Here is a 22,482-nt window from a genome sequence, read left to right on the forward strand (position 1 = left end):
TTCTTTCACAAAACAAAAAGCCGTCCCAATGAGGATGGCTTTTTCTGTATCAAAATATGTTATGCTGCTTGATCCGCCTTTTTGGCCTGAACCGCGATTAATCCCCCTAAAAGGGCCCACCAACTCCACTGCAAGGCAGAATCATTCAAGATGTTGTCCCCAAAGCTTAAAGCATATAAGGCCAAACCGAGGGCGAGGACGAAAAGATTGATCATTTTGAGCCTCGGAGCTGAGGTTCTAAAGTAATTATCTTTCAGTTGCCACAGCAAGCTAATGATTAACAAAAGATAGAGGGATAGGCCGATTAAACCGCTATCGATGGCTACGCGCAAAAAATCATTATGCGGTTCATTAGACCCTAAGCGCCAATCACGGTTTTGGGCGATAACCGTCGAAGCCAAACCGCTGCCATAGCCCAGTAAGGGCTCACGTTTTATATAAGAAAGTTCATCGCGCCACAAGCTTATCCGCCAAGAGATCGAACCATAGGGATCAGATTGAAAGATGCTATTAAAACGACCGGAGATGGTATTAGAGGAAAGATATAACAAAAAGATAAAGGCTAAAGCAACAAATAAAAATTTGCGGAACTTCAAGGCACCGACAATAAAAACGATTGCCAGGAGAACTAAATAGGCTCCCCGGGTATAGGTGAAAAATAAGGTAATAGTAAAAATTAAGGCTAACAGCCAATACCAATACATCTCCACCCGATCTTTCTTCAAATTCAAACCGATAAACACCGCTAAAGTAATAATAAGAGTCAGAAAGAAGGCCAACATATTAGGATGGGCGAAGGTACCAAAGAGCCGATTCTGATTGCCTTCGATCAAACCGCTATAGCTAGCTAGTTGCCATAGAGCCACCGCCACCGGAATAAAAGCCGAAAAGATAATTACTTTTATCAAATCAGTCAGGTCTTGATTATTCCTGATCAAGCCTAGGCCGAGTATAAAAGCGGCCAGGAAGCTAGCTAAGCGAGCTAGTTCAACCAGACTGGAACTAGGCGCGAATGACCACAACAGGGAAGCTAAAGACCAAAATATAAAAGCTGACCAAAAAAACAAAACTTTCTTACCCCCTAATTTAGAGAAAGAAAAATGACCACCGAGGTAAAGATAAAGGGCAAAAATAATAAAAATCAAGCTATAAAGAGAAGCTAGATTCAGACTCCAAGAAGAAAAATTGATTAGCTTATAAGAAGTGGAAAAATCTAAGATGGGACGCAAAAATATAAAAAGGAAAAAACCGGCACGCGGCGCAAAAAAGCTAAGCGCCAAAATATACAAAGCTAAAGAAAAAAGTAGTTTAAGCAAGACTGGCCAAGCTGCAAACAGCCATAATAAGGCTAAAAATATAGTAATTATTGAGAGACTGAGCAGGGCAGGAGCAGTCTTTAGTTTGTCGAGCATATTATGCTATAATTAATTTACCTTAATTTTACCCTAATTTTTTGCCAAAAGTCAAAATTTATGAGGATTATCCAGGTTAATAAATTCTACTATCTCCGCGGCGGGGCTGAAAAATACCTGCTCCAAGCGGAGAAAGAACTAAAAAGCCAAGGGCACGAAGTGGCAGTATTTGCCATGAAACACCCCAAAAATATAAGCAGTCCATACGAAAAATACTTTGTTTCACGAGTTTCTTTTTCCGAAGGCGGATTCATTAACAAAGTCAAAGCGGCCAGAAGGCTGTTTTGGAGCCGGGAAGCAAAAAAAAAATTTACCCATTTAGTTAAAGATTTTAAACCGGATATTATCCATCTGCATAATATCTACCACCATCTTTCCCCCTCAATCCTTAAAGCCAGCCAAAAATATAATATACCGGTAGTCATGCATCTCCATGACTATAAGCTGATTTGTCCTAATTACCAGCTGTTCACGCAAAATAAGTATTGTGAGCGTTGCCGGGGCGGACATTATTATAATTGCTACCGTTACCGTTGCCTCAAAAATTCTGCCTTAAAAAGCGCCCTGGCCAGCCTAGCCATGTTCTATCATCATTCTTATCTTAAAATATACGAAAAGAATGTTAATCTCCTCATTGCCCCTAGTCGCTTCATTAAAGAAACTTTTACCAGATTCTCTTGGCCCGAAGATAAGATAGAGCTTCTATATAATTTTAGCGAAGAGAAATATCTGCAAAGCCCCGTTATCCCAGAGAAGGATTATATATTATACCTAGGCCGGCTCAGCTCGGAAAAGGGAATAGATATCCTCATTAGAGCTCTAAGTAAAACTCAGTTAAAACTAAAGATCGCTGGCCTGGGACCAGAAGAAGATAACTTGAAAAAATTGAGCCGAGAATTAGGATTAGAGGACAGGATTGAGTTCCTTGGTTTTAAAGATGGAGTAGAAAAAGATACTCTTATTGCCGAGGCTAAAGCTATCGTCATTCCTTCGATCTGGCCGGAAAACATGCCTTTCAGCCTCTTGGAAGCGATGGCTAAAGCCAAGGTCGTCTTAGTTTCTTTAGTCGGAGGATTAGGGGAACTAATAGAGGACGGGATAAACGGCTTCACTTTCGCTCCCGGATCAAGCCAAGCCATTTCAGACTGCCTAGGCAAACTAGAAACTGCCGATTGCCAAAGCATCGGATTGAAAGCTAGGGATAGGGTTAAAGATTTGGAGGCGCGGGACCATTTCCAATCCTTGGAAAAAATATACAGAAGCTTGATAAAGAAATAACAAAAAACAGCCCTTTAAGGGCTGTTTTCTTATACTAGAAACTAAATATTAGGGAATGATCTTGAAATTAATGCTATAGCTTAAACCGGAATTCTGGCCTTCAGCCTTAATATCTACCCAACCGCTCTTATTGCTCGGAACTGTCAGAGTTTGGACGAAACGTCCTTTCCAATCAGCCTGAGCTAAAGTCTTGGTGCCAGCAAAATCAACCATGACCGGTTCCTGGGGGAAATAACCGCCACCAAACAAGACTACGCTGGAACCGTTAGCGGCGATATTACGATCTAAGGTTAAAAATAGATTTTCCTGAGCGCTGCTGGTTTCCTCTTCCTGAGCCGGCGCGAAACCTAATTTTTTAAGATCCTGGTCTAAAACTAAGATGCTAGAATTATTGAAGACAACAACACGATCACCCTGGTCAGAATTTAGGACCTTGAGACCCATCGCCCAACCCTCAGGCTTAGCAATCGTAGTGGTGTAGGCATATTTTGCCAAACCCATATCGTCTTTTTTAAGCTTCACGACTCCGAAACCATTAGAGAAATAGATGAAGTCATTGCCCAGGGTGCTATCAACGTCGTAGCCGGTATTATTTAAATGCTTGAACGAAGCTAAGAGGCGACCGTTAAAATCGAATTTCTTCGTGTAGACATCGTCGCTGACAAAAATCTCATTGCGGATCAGATCATAATAGACTTTATGGTTAGTATCCAAGTTACTATAATCCAAAGAGAACTCCTTGGTAATATTCCTGGTCCAACGGTCAAAAATCTGGAGATTGGAACCATCGATACCGAAAATAAACTGTTCGCTACTATTAGAGCGGACACTGTAACGGTTAGAGGGCTTGAAGCTATATGAATCTAAAGTATTCAAATCCGTATCCCAAATCTTCATACCTTTATTGCCGACGGTCGCGATCCGATTACCGAATTTATCAATTCGATAATACCAATCCCAATAAGTATTCTTAACCTTCTTTTCCAGCTTGGCACTAGCTAAATCAGAGATATCGTACTTATAGATCGTGAATTCAGAGATAGCGTAAACATATAGGCGGCCATTTTCCTCGCTCAGTCTAGCGTCGGAGAAGCTGCCATATTTATTATAAGTCGGATCAAAAGGCTTGAACTTCAAAACCCGGACCAGGTCGCTGCCAGTCAGTTTGAATATTTCTAAACTGTCAGTATTCGTACTGGAAACGATAATTTGATTGGAATAATTGATGGCATCGCCAGAATGGTAAGACCTGATCTTGCTCTGGCCAGATTTAACCAATAAAAGCGAACTTAGGCCGACAAGGGTTAGAATCATCAGGCCAATCACAAAACTTCTTTTCATATTTTTAGCTAATATTAAAATAATTAATAATTACTTAGAGATTTTATTAACTTAACTTTAAATAATACATACTTAATCTTTTTATGTCAAGCTTTTAGGCTTGACAAATTCTTATAGATATACTAATATATAAGGTCAATTAAAAATATACATTATGGAGATTAATACCTTTTTAAAACTATACCAAAAACGCTCGGGAGCAGTTTTAGCTATCATCCTAATCTTTTTAGTGATTGGTTCTGCTTTCACTTTCTCCCAGCCTTTGAAATACCGTTCTAAGTCACGCTTGCTTATCGTCCAGAATATTAGCGCTGATCCCTATACCGTATCTAAATCTAACCAATATCTGAGCGGTCTATTTTCTGAAATTATCTATTCCGGTTCATTCTTCGACCTAATGACCAGTAACAGCCAATTCAATGTGGACAAGAATTATTTCAGCGGCAATTATAAGAAACAAATGGAAACTTGGAAAAAAACGGTTGAGGCCAAAAGCGTTGGCGATTCCGGTATTATGGAAATCAGCGTTTATCATAAGGATCCAGCTCAAGCCAAGCAGATTTCTTTAGCGATCAATAACACTTTAATGACTCAAAGCTTCAACTATCAAGGAGAAAGCCAGAGCCAAGCTGAATTCAACGTTATTGACCAGCCGATAGTTTCTGATTACCCAGTCAAGCCGAATATAGCTGTTAACTTAATAAGCGCTTTAGTCTTCGGTTTCATTTTCAGCCTACTCTATATTTACATGTTTCCTAACACTAAAAAAGCTAAGGTTAAGAACTTTCAGACCGGGAATATGATATCTAATTATCAAGCATCAATCAAAATAGAGGATAAACCGAATACTAATTATGAAAAAGTAACCCTGAAAGAAGAATATTATGCACCCCGACAAACTGACTATAGCCCTAATAATCTTCCCACCGAGGAAATAGAGGAAGAGGCCGCGAGTGAATTCAGCTTCCAGGGAAACATTGGAAATATTCTGAAATAATAATAATCTAAAAACATTTGGTTTTTAGATTCAGGCCTTAATCTAATTAAAGCTTGAAGTTAAAGACTAAAACGCACATTAACAAAATCAAAAAATAAATTACGCCATGAAGAAAACCTTGATCCTGTTTTTATTTTGCCTGGTGGGGACCACTGTCTTCGCCCAAAGGTTCCAAGCCTTAGTCGGTAACGGCTACGGTGAACGCAAAGGCCATGGTGACCTCACCTTTCGCTTCGGCGAAGGCAGATGGTTACCTTTCATTGAGGAAGGGCGCGAATGCAAATTCGGCTTCTTCTTTAACGCCACTCAAGTCAGCTCCGGTTTTGACGACTACGTCTACCAAGCTGAAGAACTAACCCCGGGCCTCAGCCTGGAATATTGCCCGACAAGCGCCGCTTATCTCACAGAGATATATAGCTGGTTCAATCTGGGCTATAAATTCTCCAGCGACCAAGGCGGCATTAACACCGGCAATGGTGTCTATACCAGTAAGCAAAAGGACGAGATGATCTATTTCTTTTCCGGACTGGTATTCACCGATAAGTTAGCGCGACCGTTTTATATAAAAAAATTCACGCTGACTTATCAAAACCCGGTCAAAACCGAAGGTCTGGCCACCTGGAAAGCTAATGAGATTACCGGAGGGTTATGGAACAAAGAATATTTTTCCTTAAGTGGAGAAAGTTCAATCTTTTCCATAATCTTAAATCCTTCCGGATCGCTTAAACTGGACCCAACCATCTTCTTAAGCTATAGCCATGAAAGCGGCAATAGCAAGGACTATTACAGCTGGGGCGTGAAGGGTATCTTCCGCCGCGATTTCAGCAACCAAGAGTTGCTGACTTTAAGCGGAGGCTTCCGTACTACCGTGCATTCCATCCCGATGCTTGAATTACAAGCAATACTGAATCTGGCTGAAACCGTCAGATATATTAAGCATTAAAAAAACCGAAACACTGAAACCAATAAAAAAACCAAAAACATGCAGACAACAAGAAACATTATCCTCGCCCTTGTGGCCATCGGCATCTTCGTGATCGCCGCTATCATGTACACCGGTTGCAGTCGGACCGAAAAGTCCAAAACCTCTACCGGCAAAGAATTCACCTCAGTCGCCAGCGCTGAAGCCTATGCCATCAGCCTGGAAGACACGCTCACAGCCTGGAAACAAGCCTATAATTACTGTGCTACCGGTGCCGGTTACACTGCCGGCGAACGTAAAATTACCGTGCCGCCGCCTACCAGAAAGAAGTGTAATTTCTGCCCGAAGGACCAGCCCTTGAGCGTAGAACTTCTGCAACACTATATCTGGGATCTTCAGGATTCCATTGTGGGCTACAAAGCCGCCTTAAATGATTGCATGAGCGGCAAGAAACACCACCAGCCTGTCATCAGACACCGTACCTACCGTAACAATCCCTGTCCGCCGTGTCCGCCGGTCTCTTCTGCTAACAACCCTCCTACCACTTATGTACCACCCCAGAATCCTGCTCCCCAAACAGTTGAAGATGATCTGGCCCCGGAAATGAGGGCTTTGCTCAATCAGGGCTCTAACCCGATCAGTACGCCTGGAGAACCGGTCAATCTGGCTGAGTATGTTGGTTACCGCGAAGGACCATTCTGCGTAACTATCAGCGCGGACGGCTATCCGCAATTCTGTGTCACCGACCAGATCTTCCGCCTCTCTAACCCGACCATAACTGCTCCACGGCATGCTACCGCCCAGGGTGGAGAATACCATTTGGAATCTGACGGCTACTGGGTTTATACGGACAAGACCAAGGGTTTGGTGACTATGGATAATCTTTTAAACCAGATCCAGATGTGGTCGATGTTCACCGGCATCAATCCGGAATGGAACTACCCCATGTTCATTCCACACGAACTGGTAAAGAAAGATGGATTGCTCCAATATAAAGAAAAACCCGGTGCTCCATCTATCCACCCGAACGGTATCAAATATGGAGACGATCTGACGGCTCCGGACAAGAATCAGGGTTGGCGCTTCCACGCCAAATTCCTGTACCGGAAACGTTAAACGTTAACGGTATCGATCCTTATACAAAAAAGGGGTCTCCTAGAGAGAGCCCTTTTTTCTTACAGAAATAATTTAACACAACAAAAAGACCCCCTGACTTTTTGGAGAATTTAATCTCTGAAAGTCAGGGGGTTTTAGTTAGAAAAGAACGACGAGCGGGACGAGTTTCTAAGTAGCGCAGTACTTACGGCCATCCATGGTTACGAGGTAAATTTTCGGACCAGGATTGTTAAGGGGGAGGGAAATCTGGAAGTATAAGCAATTCAGACTGGCTTGATAGAAACTGGAATTACTCATATTTCCATAATTACTCGGGGAATTATAGTTCCCCCCGGCCCGGAAATAGTACATACCACCGGAATTAATAATTTGGTTAATAGAAATCTTGATAAAACCCCAATCACTCCCAGGAATAAGACTCTGGTGTCTTAAACTCCAATTTCCGGGCAGGGAATCATATCCATAGAATACGAAAGGATTAGCACCCGGGAAGTAGGATTGGTTGTTCAAAAAAACTACCAAAGTGTCATCAGTGTTAGCGGTTCCATTCAGTTCAACGGTTAAACGTACGGTCGGTGCTACACCAGTTAAAGAATCTCCGGTTAAGCCTGGAATATTAACGCCTTGCTGTGAGGTATAAACAACACCGTTATAGCAATAACAATGGAATACACCTCCGGATGGTGGAGTCGGGTGCCAATAGACGCTCCCAGGATAGTTAGCCCAATTACCAGCCGCATCGCCATAAGACTGAACTTCGAGCCCGTTATATCTGACAACATGCCAAATTTTCCAGGCCTCACCCGAAATCATCATGGTATCAGTATTAGCTATGGTAACCTGGCTCCAATTACTGTGATCACCGACATGCCAAGCGGGATTGAAGAAAGCCTGACGCACGCCGAAGGTGTAGTTGTACGCGCCTACCATAGGGCCACTGGTAACTAAAACTGATTTCAAACAACGAAACTCCATGCCGCTGCTGTTTAAACCAACTAGGACGGTGTGGGTTAAAATGACAGTGGAACCGCTGCTGGGAACGATGGTAACTGTTAAGGTGTAAGTACCGGCGGCCATATACTTATGGACGACCTGGCTAATGCCAGTTCCAGTGGTATAGGGGCTATTGTCACCAAAATTCCAGGTAACCGTGAAGTTCACGCCGCTTTGATTCTCTAGATAGAATATTACCGGGACGGCTATGCCGGTTTCGGTGGTATCAGCTGAAGATTGGGAACTTGATTTTAGGAGGAAACCTCCGTTGTCAGGATTGGGGACATTCGGCTCGGAGAAGTCATAATCCTTCATGCAAGCCGGAAGCAACATCACTAAGGCCAGGAATACAAAAATTCTGCCAACCAAAAAATTGATCTGTTTTCTCATTGTCTACGTTTTAAGGGTTTATTTGATACAAAAAATTATTCGGGTATATATGTTGATATGAAATTTTCAAAGAACCAATAATATTTAAATTATTTATTCAATAACTCATGATAAATCTTAAGGGTATTCTGACTGATATCATCCCAGCTGTATTCATGCTTGACCCTGTTAAGGGCTTTATTTCCTAATTCCGAAACCAAAGACTCGTCTTTTAATAACTGTTCTAATTTAACTCTTAAATCCTGATAATCCTTATCTCTAAAAGTGACGCCAGCTTCGGCCACCGCTTCTTTATTGGCGGTAATATCACTGACTATACACGCCAAGCCATAGGACATCGCTTCAAGTAAAGCTAAAGACAAGCCTTCGGATTCAGAGGGCTGGACTAAGAGATAAGCGTTAGAAAACAGCTCGTTAAGGGTTTTGCCAGATTGGTTGCCGGTAAAGATGATATTTTCATTGCCCTTGGCTAAATCATAAAGTTCCTGAACATAATCATCAGTATAAGAACCGGCGCCAACGATGACTAGCTTCTTATCGGTTTTTATCTCTTGATAGGCTTTAAGGAGATATTGGACACCTTTATGGCGCACTAAGCGGCCGACCCATAAAATGTAGGAACCTTTATTCAATCCCCAGCGAGCCGTAATTTCTTCGGCCGCTAACTTATCAGGAATAAAGACTCCATTCGGAATATATATCGGATCGTTATGATAAGTAGCCCCGGTATAAGCGGTTAATTCATGGGAAGTAGTAATCACCCTATCAGCATAACGATTACCTAGTCTTTCCCCTAGTTTAAGATACCAGCGAGCCAAGCGACCCCATTTCTGATGGTGGTAATCCTGGCAATGGAAGGTAAAAACGACCGGAGTCTTAGGTTTAAGGATTTTCAAAAGAGGAATAAGAGAGCCGGGACCGATAGACTGGACATGAATGATATCAACCCGGTGCCGCAACAGATCCAAACAAGATAAGAAGGTCCGTATAATGGCTTCTAGGTTCTTTAGGGGGAGGGAAGGAATATTGATTAATTTAACCCGCCCATCTTTTACCAAGTTGGGTTGGTTATAATCCTTCTGGCCATAGACCAAAACTTCGTGTCCGGCCGAAGCGAGCTTACTCACTAAGCCCTCAACGTGTCTTTCGACCCCGCCAGTCTTAGCTGGCAAGCCTTTTTGTCCGATAAAAGCAATCTTCATATATCATTTGTAACAATTAATAATACTATAAATAAAATTATTTGTCAATAAACATTACAATAAAAAACAGAGCCTGTCAAGCTCTGTTTTTATGCTTATTTTAAACAAATAACTATAACCAACGCTTTCTTTTGAACACAAAAAGCATACTTACGCCAATAAGGGCCATTAAACCAATAATTATCCAAAAATCATAATGCCGACTGACTATCGGCATATACTCGGTCCTCATGCTGAAAATGGCAGCCAATAAGGTTAAAGGGAAGACGATTACGGAAAAAATAGTCAGGGTTTTCATGATGCTAGTCATCTGGTTATCTAATAATGACTGGTTGGTCATACCTAAAACTTCAATCATTTCTTTCTGGTTATCCAACATCTCCCAGATGCGCTTGGAATGGTCAACTAAGCGATCATAGCATTTCTTAAGTTCAGCCCGGGGAACTAAGCTGCTTCTCATCTCAGTCAAACGGCTCAGAATATTCTTATGGTTCTGCATTATCCGCCTGATATTGATAACATTCCGACGCAAATCTAGAATTTTCTGAGTGGCCTTCTTGGGTTCATTGGAAAATATTAAATTTTCTAAACGATTAATCGTAATGCTATTCTTGTCCAATAAGGCGTAACAGTTCTGGATGAGCTTGTCTAATAATTCATATAACAAGATGGCGGAAGACTCGAAATTATATGACAAAAGGGAATCAGGATTCTTGCGGCAGAGACTGAAAAAATCATCTAGGGAAGGAATGTTGCCGTTATGGATGGTAATCAGATAACCGTGACCGATAAAGAATTCGATTTCAGCAGCAACGATCCGGTTGCCGCGAAAAACTGGAAAATGGAGGATCAAAAAAACATAATCATCTTCCTCAAAAATCATCGGCCTTTGGGAAAAAATCGAGGCGATTGAAGCCCGCAGATGGTTAAGGTTGAAATTATATTGCTTACGTAAGTAGGCGATTTCCTTTTTCCCGGCCTGGGAAATATTCAGCCAGCGTAGACTGCCGGGGTTTTTAGGATTATCTAAAATGATTTCCTGGATCTTCTCGGAAATCCGACGATAATTATACATAAATGAAATTAAATAAGATGATTTTATTATAACATAATTTTATAAAACAAGAAATTGTCAAGCGGCCGGTCATTGCCAAAACAAGCCGATGTTATATAATAAAAATATGAATATTTTAGGAATCGAGGTCTCAGAGCTGTCCCAGGAAGAAGTCTGGAAAAAAATCAGAAGCTTCTTAACAGATGGCCGACCGCACTACATCGTCACTCCTAACCCGGAAATAATTCTCGCCTCTCATCAAGATGAGGAGTTTTTTTATATCTTAAACCAAGCTGATCTAGCTCCGGCTGACGGCTTCGGTTTAAAACTCGCCGCCCTAACCAGAGGGAAGGCGCTGCCACGGATCAGCGGATCAGACCTGAGCCCGAAAATACTAGAATTAGCCGCCCAAAAAGAGTTAAGGGTGGCAATCATTAATTTCAAATACGGATTGTCTAAAAAAGACGACATAGAAACCGCTTTAAAGAAAAAATTCCCTGAGCTGAAGATGATAATTATAGATACTGACAAAAAATCAGAGTTAAGCGCCGAGGAACTACACTTGATAAATCAATTTTCTCCCAACATCCTGTTTACTAGCCTGGGTGCCCCCTACCAAGAAAAGATTATCTGGCACAGCCTAGCCCAGATTCCCAGCCTTAATCTGGCCTTAGGGGTTGGCGGCAGCTTTGATTTCATCACCGGTAAGATAAAGAGAGCGCCTAAGCTAATGAGACGCTTGGGCTTGGAATGGCTATTTAGACTAATCAAACAACCCTGGCGCGCGCAAAGGATATTTAAGGCAACTTTCATATTTTCCACCAAGGTATTTTTCTGGCGCTTCGTCCACCCTTTTATGTACCGTCCCAACGTCGCCTGCTGGTTATATCGTGAATGTAGCGGTACTTACGAAGTCCTAATAGTGGAAAGAAGGGAAGAAAAGGGTCACTGGCAGTTACCTCAAGGAGGAACCGACGGTCAGAGCCTGCAGAAAGCTGGAGCCAGAGAGCTAGAAGAAGAATTGGACACTAAAAAGCTAATCGTCCGGGCCTGCTATCGTAATCTCTATAAATACAAAATGCCCAGTTTGATCCAAAAAATATACGGCTACAAAGGCCAAAGCCAGGGCTTATGCCTAGCGGAATTTATCGGTGAAGACGATGATATCAAGATAAATTTTTGGGACCACCAGGCCTGGGCTTGGGTCAAGCTTGATGATTTATTAGAACGTCTACACCCAGTACGCCGCGCAGGGGCAAAAATATTCCTCAGTAAGTTCCAAGAATATCTAAAGCAAAATAATCAATAATATATGGCAAAAAAAATTAGGTTGCGTTTTGCACCTTCGCCAACCGGCTTCCTTCACATCGGAAACCTACGTTCCGCCCTTTTCGGCTACTTACTCGCCAAGAGCTGGAAGGGAAAATTCATATTACGCATCGAAGATACTGATCAAAAAAGGGAAGTCGAGGGCGCTATTGGTAAACTCTTGGATATCTTAGCTTGGATAGGCATCAAATTTGACGAAGGTCCAGGCTTGGGCGGCGACTTCGGCCCCTATATCCAAACCCAACGCTTAGAAACATACCATGAACTATCCAAAGAGCTTATCGCCAGCGGCCAAGCCTATCGCTGTTTCTGTAGCGAGGAACGCTTAACGAAGATGCGAGAGGACCAGCAAGCTAATAAGCAAGCGCCACGATATGACCGCCTGTGCCGCCATCTTAGTGCCGAAGAAATAGATGATAAGCTGAAAAGCGGATATAAATACGTTATCCGTCAAAAGATGCCTCTGGAGGGCGAAATTAAAGTATACGACGAATTACGTGGAGAAATAACTTTTTCCGCCGCTGATTTAGATGACCAGGTCTTGATCAAATCTGACGGCGTCCCGACTTATCAATTTGCCAATATCGTTGACGACCACCTGATGGAAATTTCCCACGTTACTAGAGGGGAAGAGTGGTTGCCCTCCTTCCCTAAGAATATCTTGCTCTACCAGGCTTTCGGCTGGACGCCGCCAAAATTTATCCATCTTCCCCTCATCCTCAATAAAGGCGGGGGCAAGTTAAGCAAAAGGCAGGGCGATGTCTTCGTGGAAGATTATAAGAATAAAGGCTATCTACCTGAAGCCATCACCAATTTTTGCGCTTTGCTCGGATGGCACGCTAAAGATGATCAGGAGTTATACGTCCTGAAAGATCTGGTTAAAAAATTCAGCCTCGAAGGCTTAGGGTCTAGCCCGGCCATCTTTGATTTAGATAAATTAAATTACTTTAACGCCTACTACTTAAGGAAGAAGAGCCTCAAGGAATTAAGTGAAATCTGCTTGCCCTTCCTTTTGGCGGCCGGGGTGATAGAAACGGCCGGGCGCAGTTATAAGGTAGTAAGCGATGGGCGCCTAATTACCAGTCCCCAGCTTAAAAAAGTAATTGCCTTAGCCCAAGAAAGATTAGTTTGCGGCCAAGATATAACCGAGCTCACCCTATTTATTTGGCAAGAGATTTCCTATCCTCCCGATCTTTTACGCTGGAAGAGTTTGGATCTGGCTACCATTAAAGCTAACCTGGAGGAGTTATACCAGCTTCTATCTGTCATTGAAAAGAAAAACTGGGACAAAGATTATTTAGAAACTCTCATAATTAATTACCTGAAAAGCCATAATAAGCCGAATGGAGATTATCTATGGCCCCTACGCGTCTCTTTGAGCGGAGCTAAAAACAGTCCCAGCCCATTTGAAATTGCCGGTGCTCTAGGCAAGGACTTAAGTTTGCAAAGGATAGTGAAGGGGATTAGTTTGATAAAATAGGACTGAAAAAACCGCTTTTTTAGCGGTTTTTTATTTCCCAAAAGCTTTTGAATATGATATAATAGCGATATAAAACCATGAAAAAGATAGTCAGAGTTTTAATATTACTTCTTCTTATCGGCTCGATACTGCCTAGAGCCGGTTTTGTCTTAGGGCAGAATGGCGGCGATTTTAATGAAGAAATAGATACCTTAAATCAAAAAATCCAGGCTCAAAAGAAACAGATTGAAACGCTCCAATCTAAACAACGAGCCTATTCCGCCTTAATCGCTGAAAAACAGAAAGAGAAAAACAGCCTCAATAAGCAGTTATCAATCTTGGAAGATTCCGCCGCTAAATTACAACTGGATATTGACGGCGTTAATCTGGAAATAGATAGAAACAATTTAGAAACTAAGAAAATACAACTTAATATCGAAAATACCGACCGGGCCATCAGTCGAGAAAAAGAACATATGGCTCGACTGCTCAGGCTGATATACAAGCAAGACCAAGTCTCCACCTTGGAAATTCTTTTGCTTAACGATTCTTTAACTGAATTCCTTAACCAGATGAAATATCTGGAAAATACCAACGAAGAGATCGCTAATAGCTTAGAAACCTTGCAAGAAAATAAAAATGAATTAGAGATAAACAAGCAAGCCTTGCTTGATAAGAAAAAGGAGCTGGACAGTTTGCAGGCGGATCTACAAGAAAAAAATGGCCGCTTGGTAGCAGAAAAAGAAGACAAAGAATTTATCTTAGACCAAACCAGGTCTTCGGAAAAAGCCTATCAGAATCTCTTAGCCCAAGCGAAAAGGGAACAGGACCAAGCCGCTAGTGAAATTCTCAGCTTAGAAAAGACGGTTAGGGATAAATTAGCTAAAAGCCAAAAAAATAAATTAGACAATTCTGACTCTAGTATGGCTTGGCCGGTAGCTAAGAGCTACGTCACTGCCACCTTCCATGATCCTGATTATCCCTTCCGAAATCTTTTAGGTGAACATTCTGGAGTAGATATCAGAGCGGGCCAGGGCAGTTTGGTTAAAGCGGCCGCTTCAGGCTATGTCGCCCGAGTCAAATTCAATGGCACGAAGAGCTATGCCTATATCATGATCATCCATAATGATGGCCTATCAACTGTCTACGGCCACGTCTCCGGGGTAAATGTGGAAGCCGACCAATATGTGGAAAAGGGGCAGATCATAGGCCGTAGCGGTGGTATGCCTGGCTCGATCGGATCCGGCGGCTTCACCAGTGGACCCCATCTCCATTTTGAAGTCCGTAAAAACGGCTTGCCAGTTGACCCTCTAGAATACTTACCATAAAAATAGCTAATATCAAACAAAAAACACTATTACTAAATAGTGTTTTTTATATTGACAAATAATATTAAATATGTTATAATTGCACTAGTTAATTTTAAAATATATACAGAAATGGAAGCTTACTTATATGTTAATATTGGCCTTTTTACTCTGTCTATGATTTGTGGCATCATAGGAATACGTAGACTGAAAAAAACCATAGCCTGGAATAGGCAAAACAAAAAAGAATTCCAGGAAAGAATGGAAGCAATACAAAAAAAAGCCGCCCTCGAATGAGAGCGGCCCTTTTTTTATCTTAATCTTTTAGCGGATGAAACTTCTGTTGGATCTTCCTGGCATATAAATCAGAAGCGTGTACATATCTGGTCGTAGTATCTAAGGACTCATGGCCCAAAAGAACCTGGATAGCAGCCGGGTTAGCGCCTGATTCGGCCAAATAAGTAGCGAAGCCATGCCTTAGGGAGTGAGCGGAGGTGGGGACATTAATGCCCAAGAGCTCACGATATTTTTTTATCCTTTCCTGTAAATAATTAGTAGATATTTTTTTATTCTTTTCCGTATTATTTAAACCGCGATAGGGAATGAAAACGAAAGGGGAATCGGAACTACCTCTCGCCTTATCAATATACTCATTTAAGTGTTTAAAGGCTCTAGGGGTGAGATAGACAAAGCGTTCTTTCTTGCCTTTGCCCAAGACGAATATCTTACCTTCTTTATCAATCGCGTTCAATTTTAAATTCACCAACTCAGAAATTCTCAAACCGGTAGAAAACAAGACTTCTAGCATAGCTCGATTACGAGAAGCTACTAGAACGTTTTTTTCAAAACGTGAAGGAAATTCCAAAAGTTTAACCAACTCATCTAATTCCGCAACCTGCGGTTTTTTCTTAACAGTCTTGATCATTTTTATCACATCCGGGGGCAGGGGAGCTTTATAGTCCATTTCAATCAGGTATTTGAAGTAGGTCCTAATAACAGAGAGCATGCGGTTAATAGAGTAGGCATTGAGGCGTTTCTGGCCTAAACGGCTATTAGCGGTCTTGCGGTCAACCGAAGTGAGTAAGGCTTTATAGTTTAAAATATCCCGTTTACTCAAATTAGAAAATTTAATTTTATTTTCATTTAAAAATTCCGCGAATACTTCTAAGTCGCGTTCGTAATTATATAAAGTCTCCGGGGAATAGTTGTTGACCTTGAGATTGAGGAGAAAATCATCAAACAAGGGCAGTTGATTGGGCATACTGGCTTTGATTAGGCTTTATCTATAACTGAGTATAATATCCCTTACACTCAGTTATATTCTAGCTAATTCCTAGGATATATGCAATCAGCTAGTTAAAGCCTGGTAATAAGCAATCCCCAGAAATGGACATCCGGATTAAACAAAAGGATGATCTTAATAGCCAGGATAAAAGCTCCGATAACAATCAAACAAAAAACCAAGATTGCCAGGAAAAATGTAATTTTAAAAAGATTTTCCATATATTATTGATAATAGACCTTATCTTGATACCTAAGGTCGATATATTTTAATTTAGCAAAAGCATCTTTAATCGTCTCCTTTTTAACCACCAAAAGCTTATTAAGCTGGTCCAGAGCCTCTTCCCTGGTGCTGAAGTAGATTTCCGGGCCTTCTAAGCTTAATTTCACGGTATTGAGCTCATTATCGATAAAATATTTTTTTACTTTCAAATCCGGATATTTTTCCAGCTCAACCGCGATTTTCAGAATGAAGGGCAGGTAACTTTCATTTAAATCGAGGTAATTATCCTTGATCAAGCTATGGCCGGTGCGATTTTCCAGGATAAAATATTGTTGTTTCTTTTCGTCTGACACCGCTTCATCCCTAATCAGGCTTCCCTGCTGGTCGGAAAAATAATAGGAATCGCCTTCCTGCCAGATGAAAGCATAGGGGCGCTCACTGAGCCTAATTGATACCCTGCCCCTTAAGGGCGAATTCTTAATCTCTAAAGAAGCGAAATTAAAAGCTGAATTAATATCTTTTTCTAAACTTTTCTTATCTAAAATAAATAGGTTAGCTTGGGAAAAAATCAAAAATCTTTTTTTCTCAGTTTGTCGCCAAACTATATCCTCCACGGCTTTAGGATCGACCCTTTGGCCGCCCTCTACCTTCACCGCCCTCACCCGGAAAAGAGGAGAAAACCAGATAGCCCAAACGATTAGGATTATAAGCAATAAGGCTAATACTAAGCGCCATTTAAAAGACGATGGCCGGCCCTTCTTCTTAATACGGAAAAAAGGATTCTTTAAACCCTTGGCTTGATAATCTTTTTTCAGAGCTCGCCCCCTGTATTTAGGTTTTTCTTTTAACATCGGAGTAGATATTAAACTATTACACGGCGAATATTGGCTTGCAGCCTGACCAAGACTTCATAAGGAATCGTATCGATCGCCTGGGCGATACTTTCTACGGAGTTGAGAGCTTGGCACTCATTACTGATAAGCTCAACTTCCTGGCCGACTGCGGCCGGAATATCACCGATGTCCAAAACGGTCAGATTCATGCTTATTCGGCCAGCTATCTTAACTTCTCGACCTTGCAACTTGAATCTTATCTGGGAAGGCCCTAAACGCCTATCCAGGCCCTCAAAATAGCCAAAAGGGATAACTGCCGCTCGAGTTTTCTTTTGGACCACATAATCGGTGCCATAAGAAACAGTTTCTCCCGGCTCTAAATCCTGCAAAGCGACAATCTTTGAATAAACTCTAAGAGCCGGCTTGAGGCGCTCATCGCCATAACCATAAAAGGAGAGGCCGATCCGGAAAGTATTAGCTAACTTATTCTGGGCTGTAAAAAAGCCCAAAGAATTGCTTAAGTGCAGATATCTGGGATTTATCCCCTGCTCTTTCAAATAAGACACCATTGACAAAAATTTATTTTCTTGTTCATCAGTTTTAGGTCCGGACGCGGCTAGGTGAGAGCAGATTCCAGAAATCTGCAGTCGAGAGAGAGATTCCCGGCCAGCTTCATAGAAACTTTTAATATCCTTAATTCCCTCTCGATTCATACCGGTGTTAAGGAAAAGATGGATCTTGGCGCCAGGATGATTTTGAGCGAGATATTTGATCGTGTCTAAATTATAAACACAGAACTCCGTCCGATTAAAATTACAATATTTATAAGTCCCCAGGGGCATTTCGCCCAAAATCAAAACCCGGCCCTTAAAATTACTATAAACTATCTGAGCCTCAGGAAAAGAATCGACAACTACCATCCTAGCCTGGCTGCGATTAAGTATCTGACAGACTTCTTTCAGACCGTGGCCATAGGCATTAGATTTCAAGACCGGCCAAATCTGAGATTGCGGTTTCAAAGATTGCAGAAAATCATAATTAAATAGGAGATTACTAGCAACGATCTCAATCCGATTCAAGCTTTCATAGCGCGGTTTTATCAATTGTCTTAAAAGATTAATCATAATCATTACTGAGCAACACGTCCCTGCCCTTGGTTCAAATTATCAAAACGAAGATTGGTGTCTAAATTATTCAGGCGCCCACTAATTTCTGAATTGCTAATTTTATCGAAAGCGCTATAACGGATACCGGTTAGCAAGTCAAGCACTTTATCCATGTCCTCTTCCCCTGGTACTAATTGGATTTCGAAACCAGCCCGGGCGTTAGTAGCAGCACTAAAAGCAGGAATCGCCCAAATCATTCGCCTATTAGTTTCATTATACTTCAAGCTACCGGACAAGAGACTTTTCTTGCCCGTAAAATCGACCTTGGCCGGCAGTTGTAAACTAAGGACAAAATTCTCTAAATCTAAGCTAAAGTCAGCTAAGCTGAGGTCAACCCAATAATTAGTAGGCAAACCGACCTGAGGAGGCAAAGGCCCAGCCCCTAGCTGGTCACCTTGAGGACTATGATAGTAAATCTTCGCCTGAACTTTCAAATCGCTCGCTACCTGCAAATCAGGCAAAACCTGAAAATCACGGAACAACTGGCCCTGTCCTTTATATTCTAAGGCCGCTTGCCAGCCTATCTTGTCTCCAGGAATGAAAGGCCCCCTAGCTTCGATCGGGATGATTATGCCTTCAGCTGATTGGCCGGCTGGCAAATTATCAAGACTGAAATTAGCTGGAACAAAAGAATATTTATCATTCAGGCTTAGAAATTCCAGATTGAAAGCCTGCAAATCGCTAGCACCATTCTGGTAATCCAATTTGAGATTTATCTTTTCGCCGGGCCTGATGGTACTGGCTTGTTCGGTGTACAGCCTTACTGTCATGGGAGCTTTCTGCCACAAATCAGTCCGGGGTACTAGGCTAAAATCAAATACGGGGCGATAGCGCTGCCAGACGACCAAGCAGATCGCCAGGATGATGATAATAAGCAAAGCACTAAGGTCTAGCACTAAGTGCCAACGGTTCTTTTGATAGAATCTTTCATGGCGCCTTCTTAAAAAATGTAACATATGGTTAAAAGTTTTTGATCCCCGCTAAGATTTCCAATCTTCCATCATGGTTAATATCGCTCAGACTCGGCCTAACACCTTTACGGAAATTCTTGTCATAGGCTAAAAATTGCCCTAAAAGCCGGCCACCTTCGTTAAATATCCTGATTTGCGAATTTCCACCGGCCCGCGGCGCAGTCACCAGTTCCAATCTTCCGTCTTGATTAATATCGCCCAGAGCAACGTTAATACCACCGGTCCATTTTTTATCATAAGCTAAGATTTCCGACTGAAGATTGCCTTGGAAATCATAAATATAGACCGACGGATCGCGTGAGGCGACAGCAATCCTATCTCCAGCTGAAGCCAAACTAAGGTCTCCTTTGGCTTTAATCGCGAACAAACCCAGCAGTTTCCCCTCAAGATTAAAAACCCTTAACTGCTGTCCGGCGACAGCCACTATCTTATCCTGATTATAGCTAAAAGCGATAGCTATATTTTTTTTAGTAAAAGGATAGAATTTCTTAACTAGCTTTCCCTGGCGATAAACTTCGATTGCGCCTTGGCGGCTGATAATATTAACCAAATCGCTCCCTTGATGAAAACTTAGCAAATCCTGATCACCAGGAAAATTTGGCAGATAAGCAAAGAAACCGTTTTTCACGCTTTGACCGCGATCATTGTAGACGCGGACGAAATTGCCATTATTAAAATTACTGCCCAATATCTCCGCTCCGGATTTCAACAGGATAATTCCCTCCCCTGGTTTCAATTTTATCCAGGTAACTTTGGTGCCATCATTAACTTGCGGATCCTGGCTACCTTTAATCCGTTCTAACTCCTCCTTACCGAATAATAATTTCTGTTCTTGGGCGCTGGAATTAACTAAAGTTAAACCGTTGCTGAAATCACGACGCCAAAATCCAGGTTGGACTTTGGAGTCAGAACTTAAAAGATTATAAGCCTTAGATCTTGGAACGCCTAAATCAACATCATATTCGTCATACCACCAAGTCTGGCCATGGTCAGACAAATTCTTATCAGCGCTATAATAAGCATCTCCCAAAAGAGCGTTAGCTAGGCCGAAACGAGCCGAACTATAATTATCAAATCTCTCCACGCTGCGATTAATGATGTTTATCTGGGGGCGGCGGCTGACTTGTTCGTTCAACTTCAGATAATTGCTGAAAGAAGCCGACCATTCACCATTATGTTCCCAGGCCGGCGGAAAATTTTCCAGCATCAAGCCGTTTAGATTGGGGGTATAAGGCAAATAGGCCTGACCGTTACCAGCAATAACAAACTCATCGCCTAACAATTCCCGGCTGTTAACTAACATCTTCTTGACTCCTTCGGACCAGGCGCGGTTAATTTCGGCACAGCTTAGAGCGGTCCGGTTATTATTCAAATCTAATGATCCAGACTTCAGCCAACAGATATCGCCCCACAGATTGTCATAGAAAACTCCGTCCCAGAGGCCGCTGCTTTTTATCTCCCGAGCCACGAATTGAGGGAGATAGTCATTAAAACGTTGTCCCAAATCAGACAAGCCGGCGCCATCGCTTAGGTTAAGCATGGCGGTCCCGGGCCAAAAAGAAACCTTCTGACCATTTAAATCCTTGAGCCACCAAGCGGGGTAGATATTAGATAATAGTTTCTGGCGTAAGGAATTGCTGGGCAAATAAGCAGCATCGGACATGATTTCTTGAGAACTGATATAAGCGAGGAGAACGATATCGGGATTCAAACTTCGGATCTTTTCTAGTTGGGCGCGGCTAGTCACCTGGGTTTCCATATCCAAAACCAAAACATCCCACTTGGCTAGGGCCTGGGCCTTCTCATCATCTAGCTGCCAATGCAAAAAATAATTAGCTAGACGAGGGAAAGAATTTAAGTCTGGATTGGAGGCCTGGGTTGATTTAAAGGGCCAGAAAATCAAACCTCCAAGCAAAATGATTGAAAGATGGAGAAAGAAACGCTTCATGACTGCTCAGCTTTAATTATCTCTAAATTAGAAGGCAAGAATGGCCGTAAAGCGGGCGGAATAATCACGGAGCCATCGGCTTGTTGGCACTGTTCTAAGATAGCCGGAATCAAGCGGCTGGTAGCCAAACCAGAAGCATTCAAGGTGTGGACGAAGTTGGTTTTTTCGGCCTGCTTGTCTTTAAAGCGGATGCTACCACGACGCGCCTGATAATCTAAGGCGTTCGAGACACTGCTTACCTCCTTATAAATATTCATGCTGGGAATCCAAACCTCTAAGTCGTAAGTCTTGGCCATAGCGGCGCTGCAATCGCCGGCAGCTAGTTTTGATACCTGGTAATGTAATCCAAGGCCTTCGACTAATTTCTTGGCGTTAGCCAGAAGCTCATCAAATAAATTCCAAGAATCTTCCGGCCGGCAAAAAGCGAACATTTCCACCTTATTGAACTGATGCCCGCGAATCATCCCCCGCTCTTCTTGTCGGTAGCTGCCGGCTTCACGCCGGAAGCAGGGCGAATAAGCGTAATATTTCAAAGGTAATAAATCACCGGGCAAAATCTCTTCGCGATGATAATTGCCCAACATCATCTCAGAGGTGGCATTTAGACAGAGAGCGTCTTGCGTCCAGAATAAATCATCACGGAATTTAGGTAGATGGCCAGAAGTATAGGCAGATTTTTCTGTTAAGAGGAAAGGCGGGAGTAAAAACTCATAACCGTTCTTCTGATGGAAATCGATGAAATATGATAGAAGCGCCCACTCTAAAAGAGCGCCGACACCCTTATAGCACCAGAAACCCGAACCGGACATCTTCGCGGCTCTTTCATAATCGATCAGGCCGAGACTGGTAGCTAGGGCGACGTGGTCTTTAGGTGTAAAAGAAAATTCCGGCTTACTACCATAAGTATAGATAACCTCATTATTTTCCTTGCCTCCGGCTGGCACGTCGCTAGCTGGCAAGTTAGGCAACTCGGCTAACTTCTCCTGGAGCTCGCCTTCAGCTTTAGATAGGGATGCTTCCAACTTAGCTATGGATTCGCCGATTTTCTTCATCTGCTTAATGACGTCCGGGCTAGGCTTAGTCTTAGAATGAGCATTCCTTTCCGATTTTAAAGCCTCGACCTTCTGGATGATTTCCCGACGGTGGTCATCTAGTTCGAGCAGTTTCTCTAAATTAAATTCTTTGGTAGATAAGCGCTTGGCTAAAGCCTCCTTAACAGCTAAGGTATTCTCACGGATATATTTTAAATCCAACATATTT

19 protein-coding genes are annotated in these 22,482 nt (G+C 42.3%); 7 read left to right on the top strand and 12 right to left on the bottom strand.

Annotated features, from left to right (window positions below; all coding sequences use genetic code 11):
- Positions 1-59 precede the first annotated feature (59 nt).
- Positions 60-1,412 (bottom strand): O-antigen ligase family protein, encoded by a 1,353-nt coding sequence (locus WC441_02180; GenBank protein ID MFA5163316.1) that lies wholly within the window; start codon positions 1,410-1,412, stop codon positions 60-62.
- Between the two features lie 60 nt (positions 1,413-1,472).
- On the opposite strand from WC441_02180, the gene WC441_02185 reads away from it, so the two are divergent.
- Entirely contained in the window at positions 1,473-2,690 is a 1,218-nt protein-coding gene (locus WC441_02185; GenBank protein MFA5163317.1) for a glycosyltransferase, read from the top strand.
- 48 nt (positions 2,691-2,738) lie between these two features.
- Here the strand turns inward: WC441_02185 and WC441_02190 are convergent, their stop codons facing one another.
- On the bottom strand, positions 2,739-4,031 hold the full coding sequence (locus WC441_02190) for a hypothetical protein (protein MFA5163318.1): 1,293 nt from the start codon (positions 4,029-4,031) through the stop codon (positions 2,739-2,741).
- A gap of 154 nt (positions 4,032-4,185) precedes the next feature.
- On the opposite strand from WC441_02190, the gene WC441_02195 reads away from it, so the two are divergent.
- The 3 genes from WC441_02195 to WC441_02205 all read left to right on the top strand — a co-directional run bounded on the left by WC441_02195 (position 4,186) and on the right by WC441_02205 (position 7,066).
- The gene (locus WC441_02195) at positions 4,186-5,028 is read left to right on the top strand and encodes a hypothetical protein (protein MFA5163319.1); all 843 of its coding nucleotides are present in this window, start codon (positions 4,186-4,188) and stop codon (positions 5,026-5,028) included.
- A gap of 106 nt (positions 5,029-5,134) precedes the next feature.
- Positions 5,135-5,971 (top strand): hypothetical protein, encoded by an 837-nt coding sequence (locus WC441_02200; protein MFA5163320.1) that lies wholly within the window; start codon positions 5,135-5,137, stop codon positions 5,969-5,971.
- 39 nt (positions 5,972-6,010) lie between these two features.
- Positions 6,011-7,066 (top strand): hypothetical protein, encoded by a 1,056-nt coding sequence (locus WC441_02205; protein MFA5163321.1) that lies wholly within the window; start codon positions 6,011-6,013, stop codon positions 7,064-7,066.
- Positions 7,067-7,234: 168 nt separating this feature from the next.
- On the opposite strand, the gene WC441_02210 is transcribed toward WC441_02205, so the two are convergent.
- The 3 genes from WC441_02210 to WC441_02220 form a co-directional block, all read right to left on the bottom strand.
- Complete coding sequence (locus tag WC441_02210) at positions 7,235-8,449, bottom strand: PKD domain-containing protein (protein ID MFA5163322.1); 1,215 nt, start codon at positions 8,447-8,449, stop codon at positions 7,235-7,237.
- Positions 8,450-8,538: 89 nt separating this feature from the next.
- A complete protein-coding gene (locus WC441_02215) occupies positions 8,539-9,651 on the bottom strand; it encodes a glycosyltransferase family 4 protein (protein ID MFA5163323.1) in 1,113 nt (370 codons plus the stop codon).
- A gap of 112 nt (positions 9,652-9,763) precedes the next feature.
- Entirely contained in the window at positions 9,764-10,726 is a 963-nt protein-coding gene (locus WC441_02220; protein MFA5163324.1) for a magnesium transporter CorA family protein, read from the bottom strand.
- Positions 10,727-10,832: 106 nt separating this feature from the next.
- On the opposite strand from WC441_02220, the gene WC441_02225 reads away from it, so the two are divergent.
- The 3 genes from WC441_02225 (at position 10,833) to WC441_02235 (ending at position 14,821) form a co-directional block, all read left to right on the top strand.
- Positions 10,833-12,014 (top strand): WecB/TagA/CpsF family glycosyltransferase, encoded by a 1,182-nt coding sequence (locus WC441_02225; GenBank protein ID MFA5163325.1) that lies wholly within the window; start codon positions 10,833-10,835, stop codon positions 12,012-12,014.
- Positions 12,015-12,017: 3 nt separating this feature from the next.
- Positions 12,018-13,514, top strand: a complete 1,497-nt coding sequence (gene gltX, locus WC441_02230; protein ID MFA5163326.1) for a glutamate--tRNA ligase — start codon at positions 12,018-12,020, stop codon at positions 13,512-13,514.
- Positions 13,515-13,591: 77 nt separating this feature from the next.
- Positions 13,592-14,821, top strand: coding sequence for a peptidoglycan DD-metalloendopeptidase family protein (locus WC441_02235; GenBank protein ID MFA5163327.1), 1,230 nt, complete (start codon positions 13,592-13,594; stop codon positions 14,819-14,821).
- Positions 14,822-15,116: 295 nt separating this feature from the next.
- Here the strand turns inward: WC441_02235 and WC441_02240 are convergent, their stop codons facing one another.
- The 7 genes from WC441_02240 to serS all read right to left on the bottom strand — a co-directional run bounded on the left by WC441_02240 (position 15,117) and on the right by serS (position 22,478).
- Positions 15,117-16,061 (bottom strand): tyrosine-type recombinase/integrase, encoded by a 945-nt coding sequence (locus WC441_02240; protein MFA5163328.1) that lies wholly within the window; start codon positions 16,059-16,061, stop codon positions 15,117-15,119.
- Positions 16,062-16,156: 95 nt separating this feature from the next.
- Positions 16,157-16,303: a hypothetical protein gene (locus WC441_02245; protein MFA5163329.1), complete on the bottom strand. Its 147-nt coding sequence runs from the start codon at positions 16,301-16,303 to the stop codon at positions 16,157-16,159.
- A gap of 3 nt (positions 16,304-16,306) precedes the next feature.
- Positions 16,307-17,155, bottom strand: coding sequence for a hypothetical protein (locus WC441_02250; GenBank protein MFA5163330.1), 849 nt, complete (start codon positions 17,153-17,155; stop codon positions 16,307-16,309).
- 11 nt (positions 17,156-17,166) lie between these two features.
- Positions 17,167-18,261, bottom strand: coding sequence for an alanine racemase (gene alr, locus WC441_02255; protein MFA5163331.1), 1,095 nt, complete (start codon positions 18,259-18,261; stop codon positions 17,167-17,169).
- Positions 18,262-18,266: 5 nt separating this feature from the next.
- A complete protein-coding gene (locus WC441_02260) occupies positions 18,267-19,259 on the bottom strand; it encodes a hypothetical protein (protein MFA5163332.1) in 993 nt (330 codons plus the stop codon).
- Between the two features lie 4 nt (positions 19,260-19,263).
- Positions 19,264-21,222, bottom strand: coding sequence for a putative glycoside hydrolase (locus tag WC441_02265; protein MFA5163333.1), 1,959 nt, complete (start codon positions 21,220-21,222; stop codon positions 19,264-19,266).
- A complete protein-coding gene (gene serS, locus WC441_02270) occupies positions 21,219-22,478 on the bottom strand; it encodes a serine--tRNA ligase (GenBank protein ID MFA5163334.1) in 1,260 nt (419 codons plus the stop codon). Before serS ends, WC441_02265 begins: the two co-directional genes overlap by 4 nt.
- Positions 22,479-22,482 lie beyond the last annotated feature (4 nt).

It is taken from the genome of Patescibacteria group bacterium (assembly GCA_041651355.1).
In the GTDB taxonomy this organism is placed as follows: domain Bacteria; phylum Patescibacteriota; class Patescibacteriia; order Patescibacteriales; family UBA12465; genus JAPLVX01.

Bases quoted from the DNA above. Each gene is read 5' to 3' on its own strand.
- WC441_02200 (MFA5163320.1), top strand. From the start codon at position 5,135: ATGAAGAAAACCTTGATCCTGTTTTTATTTTGCCTGGTGGGGACCACT.
- WC441_02250 (MFA5163330.1), bottom strand. From the start codon at position 17,155: ATGTTAAAAGAAAAACCTAAATACAGGGGGCGAGCTCTGAAAAAAGAT.
- WC441_02180 (MFA5163316.1), bottom strand. From the start codon at position 1,412: ATGCTCGACAAACTAAAGACTGCTCCTGCCCTGCTCAGTCTCTCAATA.
- WC441_02240 (MFA5163328.1), bottom strand. From the start codon at position 16,061: ATGCCCAATCAACTGCCCTTGTTTGATGATTTTCTCCTCAATCTCAAG.
- WC441_02235 (MFA5163327.1), top strand. From the start codon at position 13,592: ATGAAAAAGATAGTCAGAGTTTTAATATTACTTCTTCTTATCGGCTCG.
- WC441_02225 (MFA5163325.1), top strand. From the start codon at position 10,833: ATGAATATTTTAGGAATCGAGGTCTCAGAGCTGTCCCAGGAAGAAGTC.
- WC441_02245 (MFA5163329.1), bottom strand. From the start codon at position 16,303: ATGGAAAATCTTTTTAAAATTACATTTTTCCTGGCAATCTTGGTTTTT.
- WC441_02205 (MFA5163321.1), top strand. From the start codon at position 6,011: ATGCAGACAACAAGAAACATTATCCTCGCCCTTGTGGCCATCGGCATC.
- WC441_02195 (MFA5163319.1), top strand. From the start codon at position 4,186: ATGGAGATTAATACCTTTTTAAAACTATACCAAAAACGCTCGGGAGCA.
- WC441_02260 (MFA5163332.1), bottom strand. From the start codon at position 19,259: ATGTTACATTTTTTAAGAAGGCGCCATGAAAGATTCTATCAAAAGAAC.
- WC441_02220 (MFA5163324.1), bottom strand. From the start codon at position 10,726: ATGTATAATTATCGTCGGATTTCCGAGAAGATCCAGGAAATCATTTTA.
- WC441_02215 (MFA5163323.1), bottom strand. From the start codon at position 9,651: ATGAAGATTGCTTTTATCGGACAAAAAGGCTTGCCAGCTAAGACTGGC.
- serS (MFA5163334.1), bottom strand. From the start codon at position 22,478: ATGTTGGATTTAAAATATATCCGTGAGAATACCTTAGCTGTTAAGGAG.
- WC441_02210 (MFA5163322.1), bottom strand. From the start codon at position 8,449: ATGAGAAAACAGATCAATTTTTTGGTTGGCAGAATTTTTGTATTCCTG.
- gltX (MFA5163326.1), top strand. From the start codon at position 12,018: ATGGCAAAAAAAATTAGGTTGCGTTTTGCACCTTCGCCAACCGGCTTC.
- alr (MFA5163331.1), bottom strand. From the start codon at position 18,261: ATGATTAATCTTTTAAGACAATTGATAAAACCGCGCTATGAAAGCTTG.
- WC441_02265 (MFA5163333.1), bottom strand. From the start codon at position 21,222: ATGAAGCGTTTCTTTCTCCATCTTTCAATCATTTTGCTTGGAGGTTTG.
- WC441_02185 (MFA5163317.1), top strand. From the start codon at position 1,473: ATGAGGATTATCCAGGTTAATAAATTCTACTATCTCCGCGGCGGGGCT.
- WC441_02190 (MFA5163318.1), bottom strand. From the start codon at position 4,031: ATGAAAAGAAGTTTTGTGATTGGCCTGATGATTCTAACCCTTGTCGGC.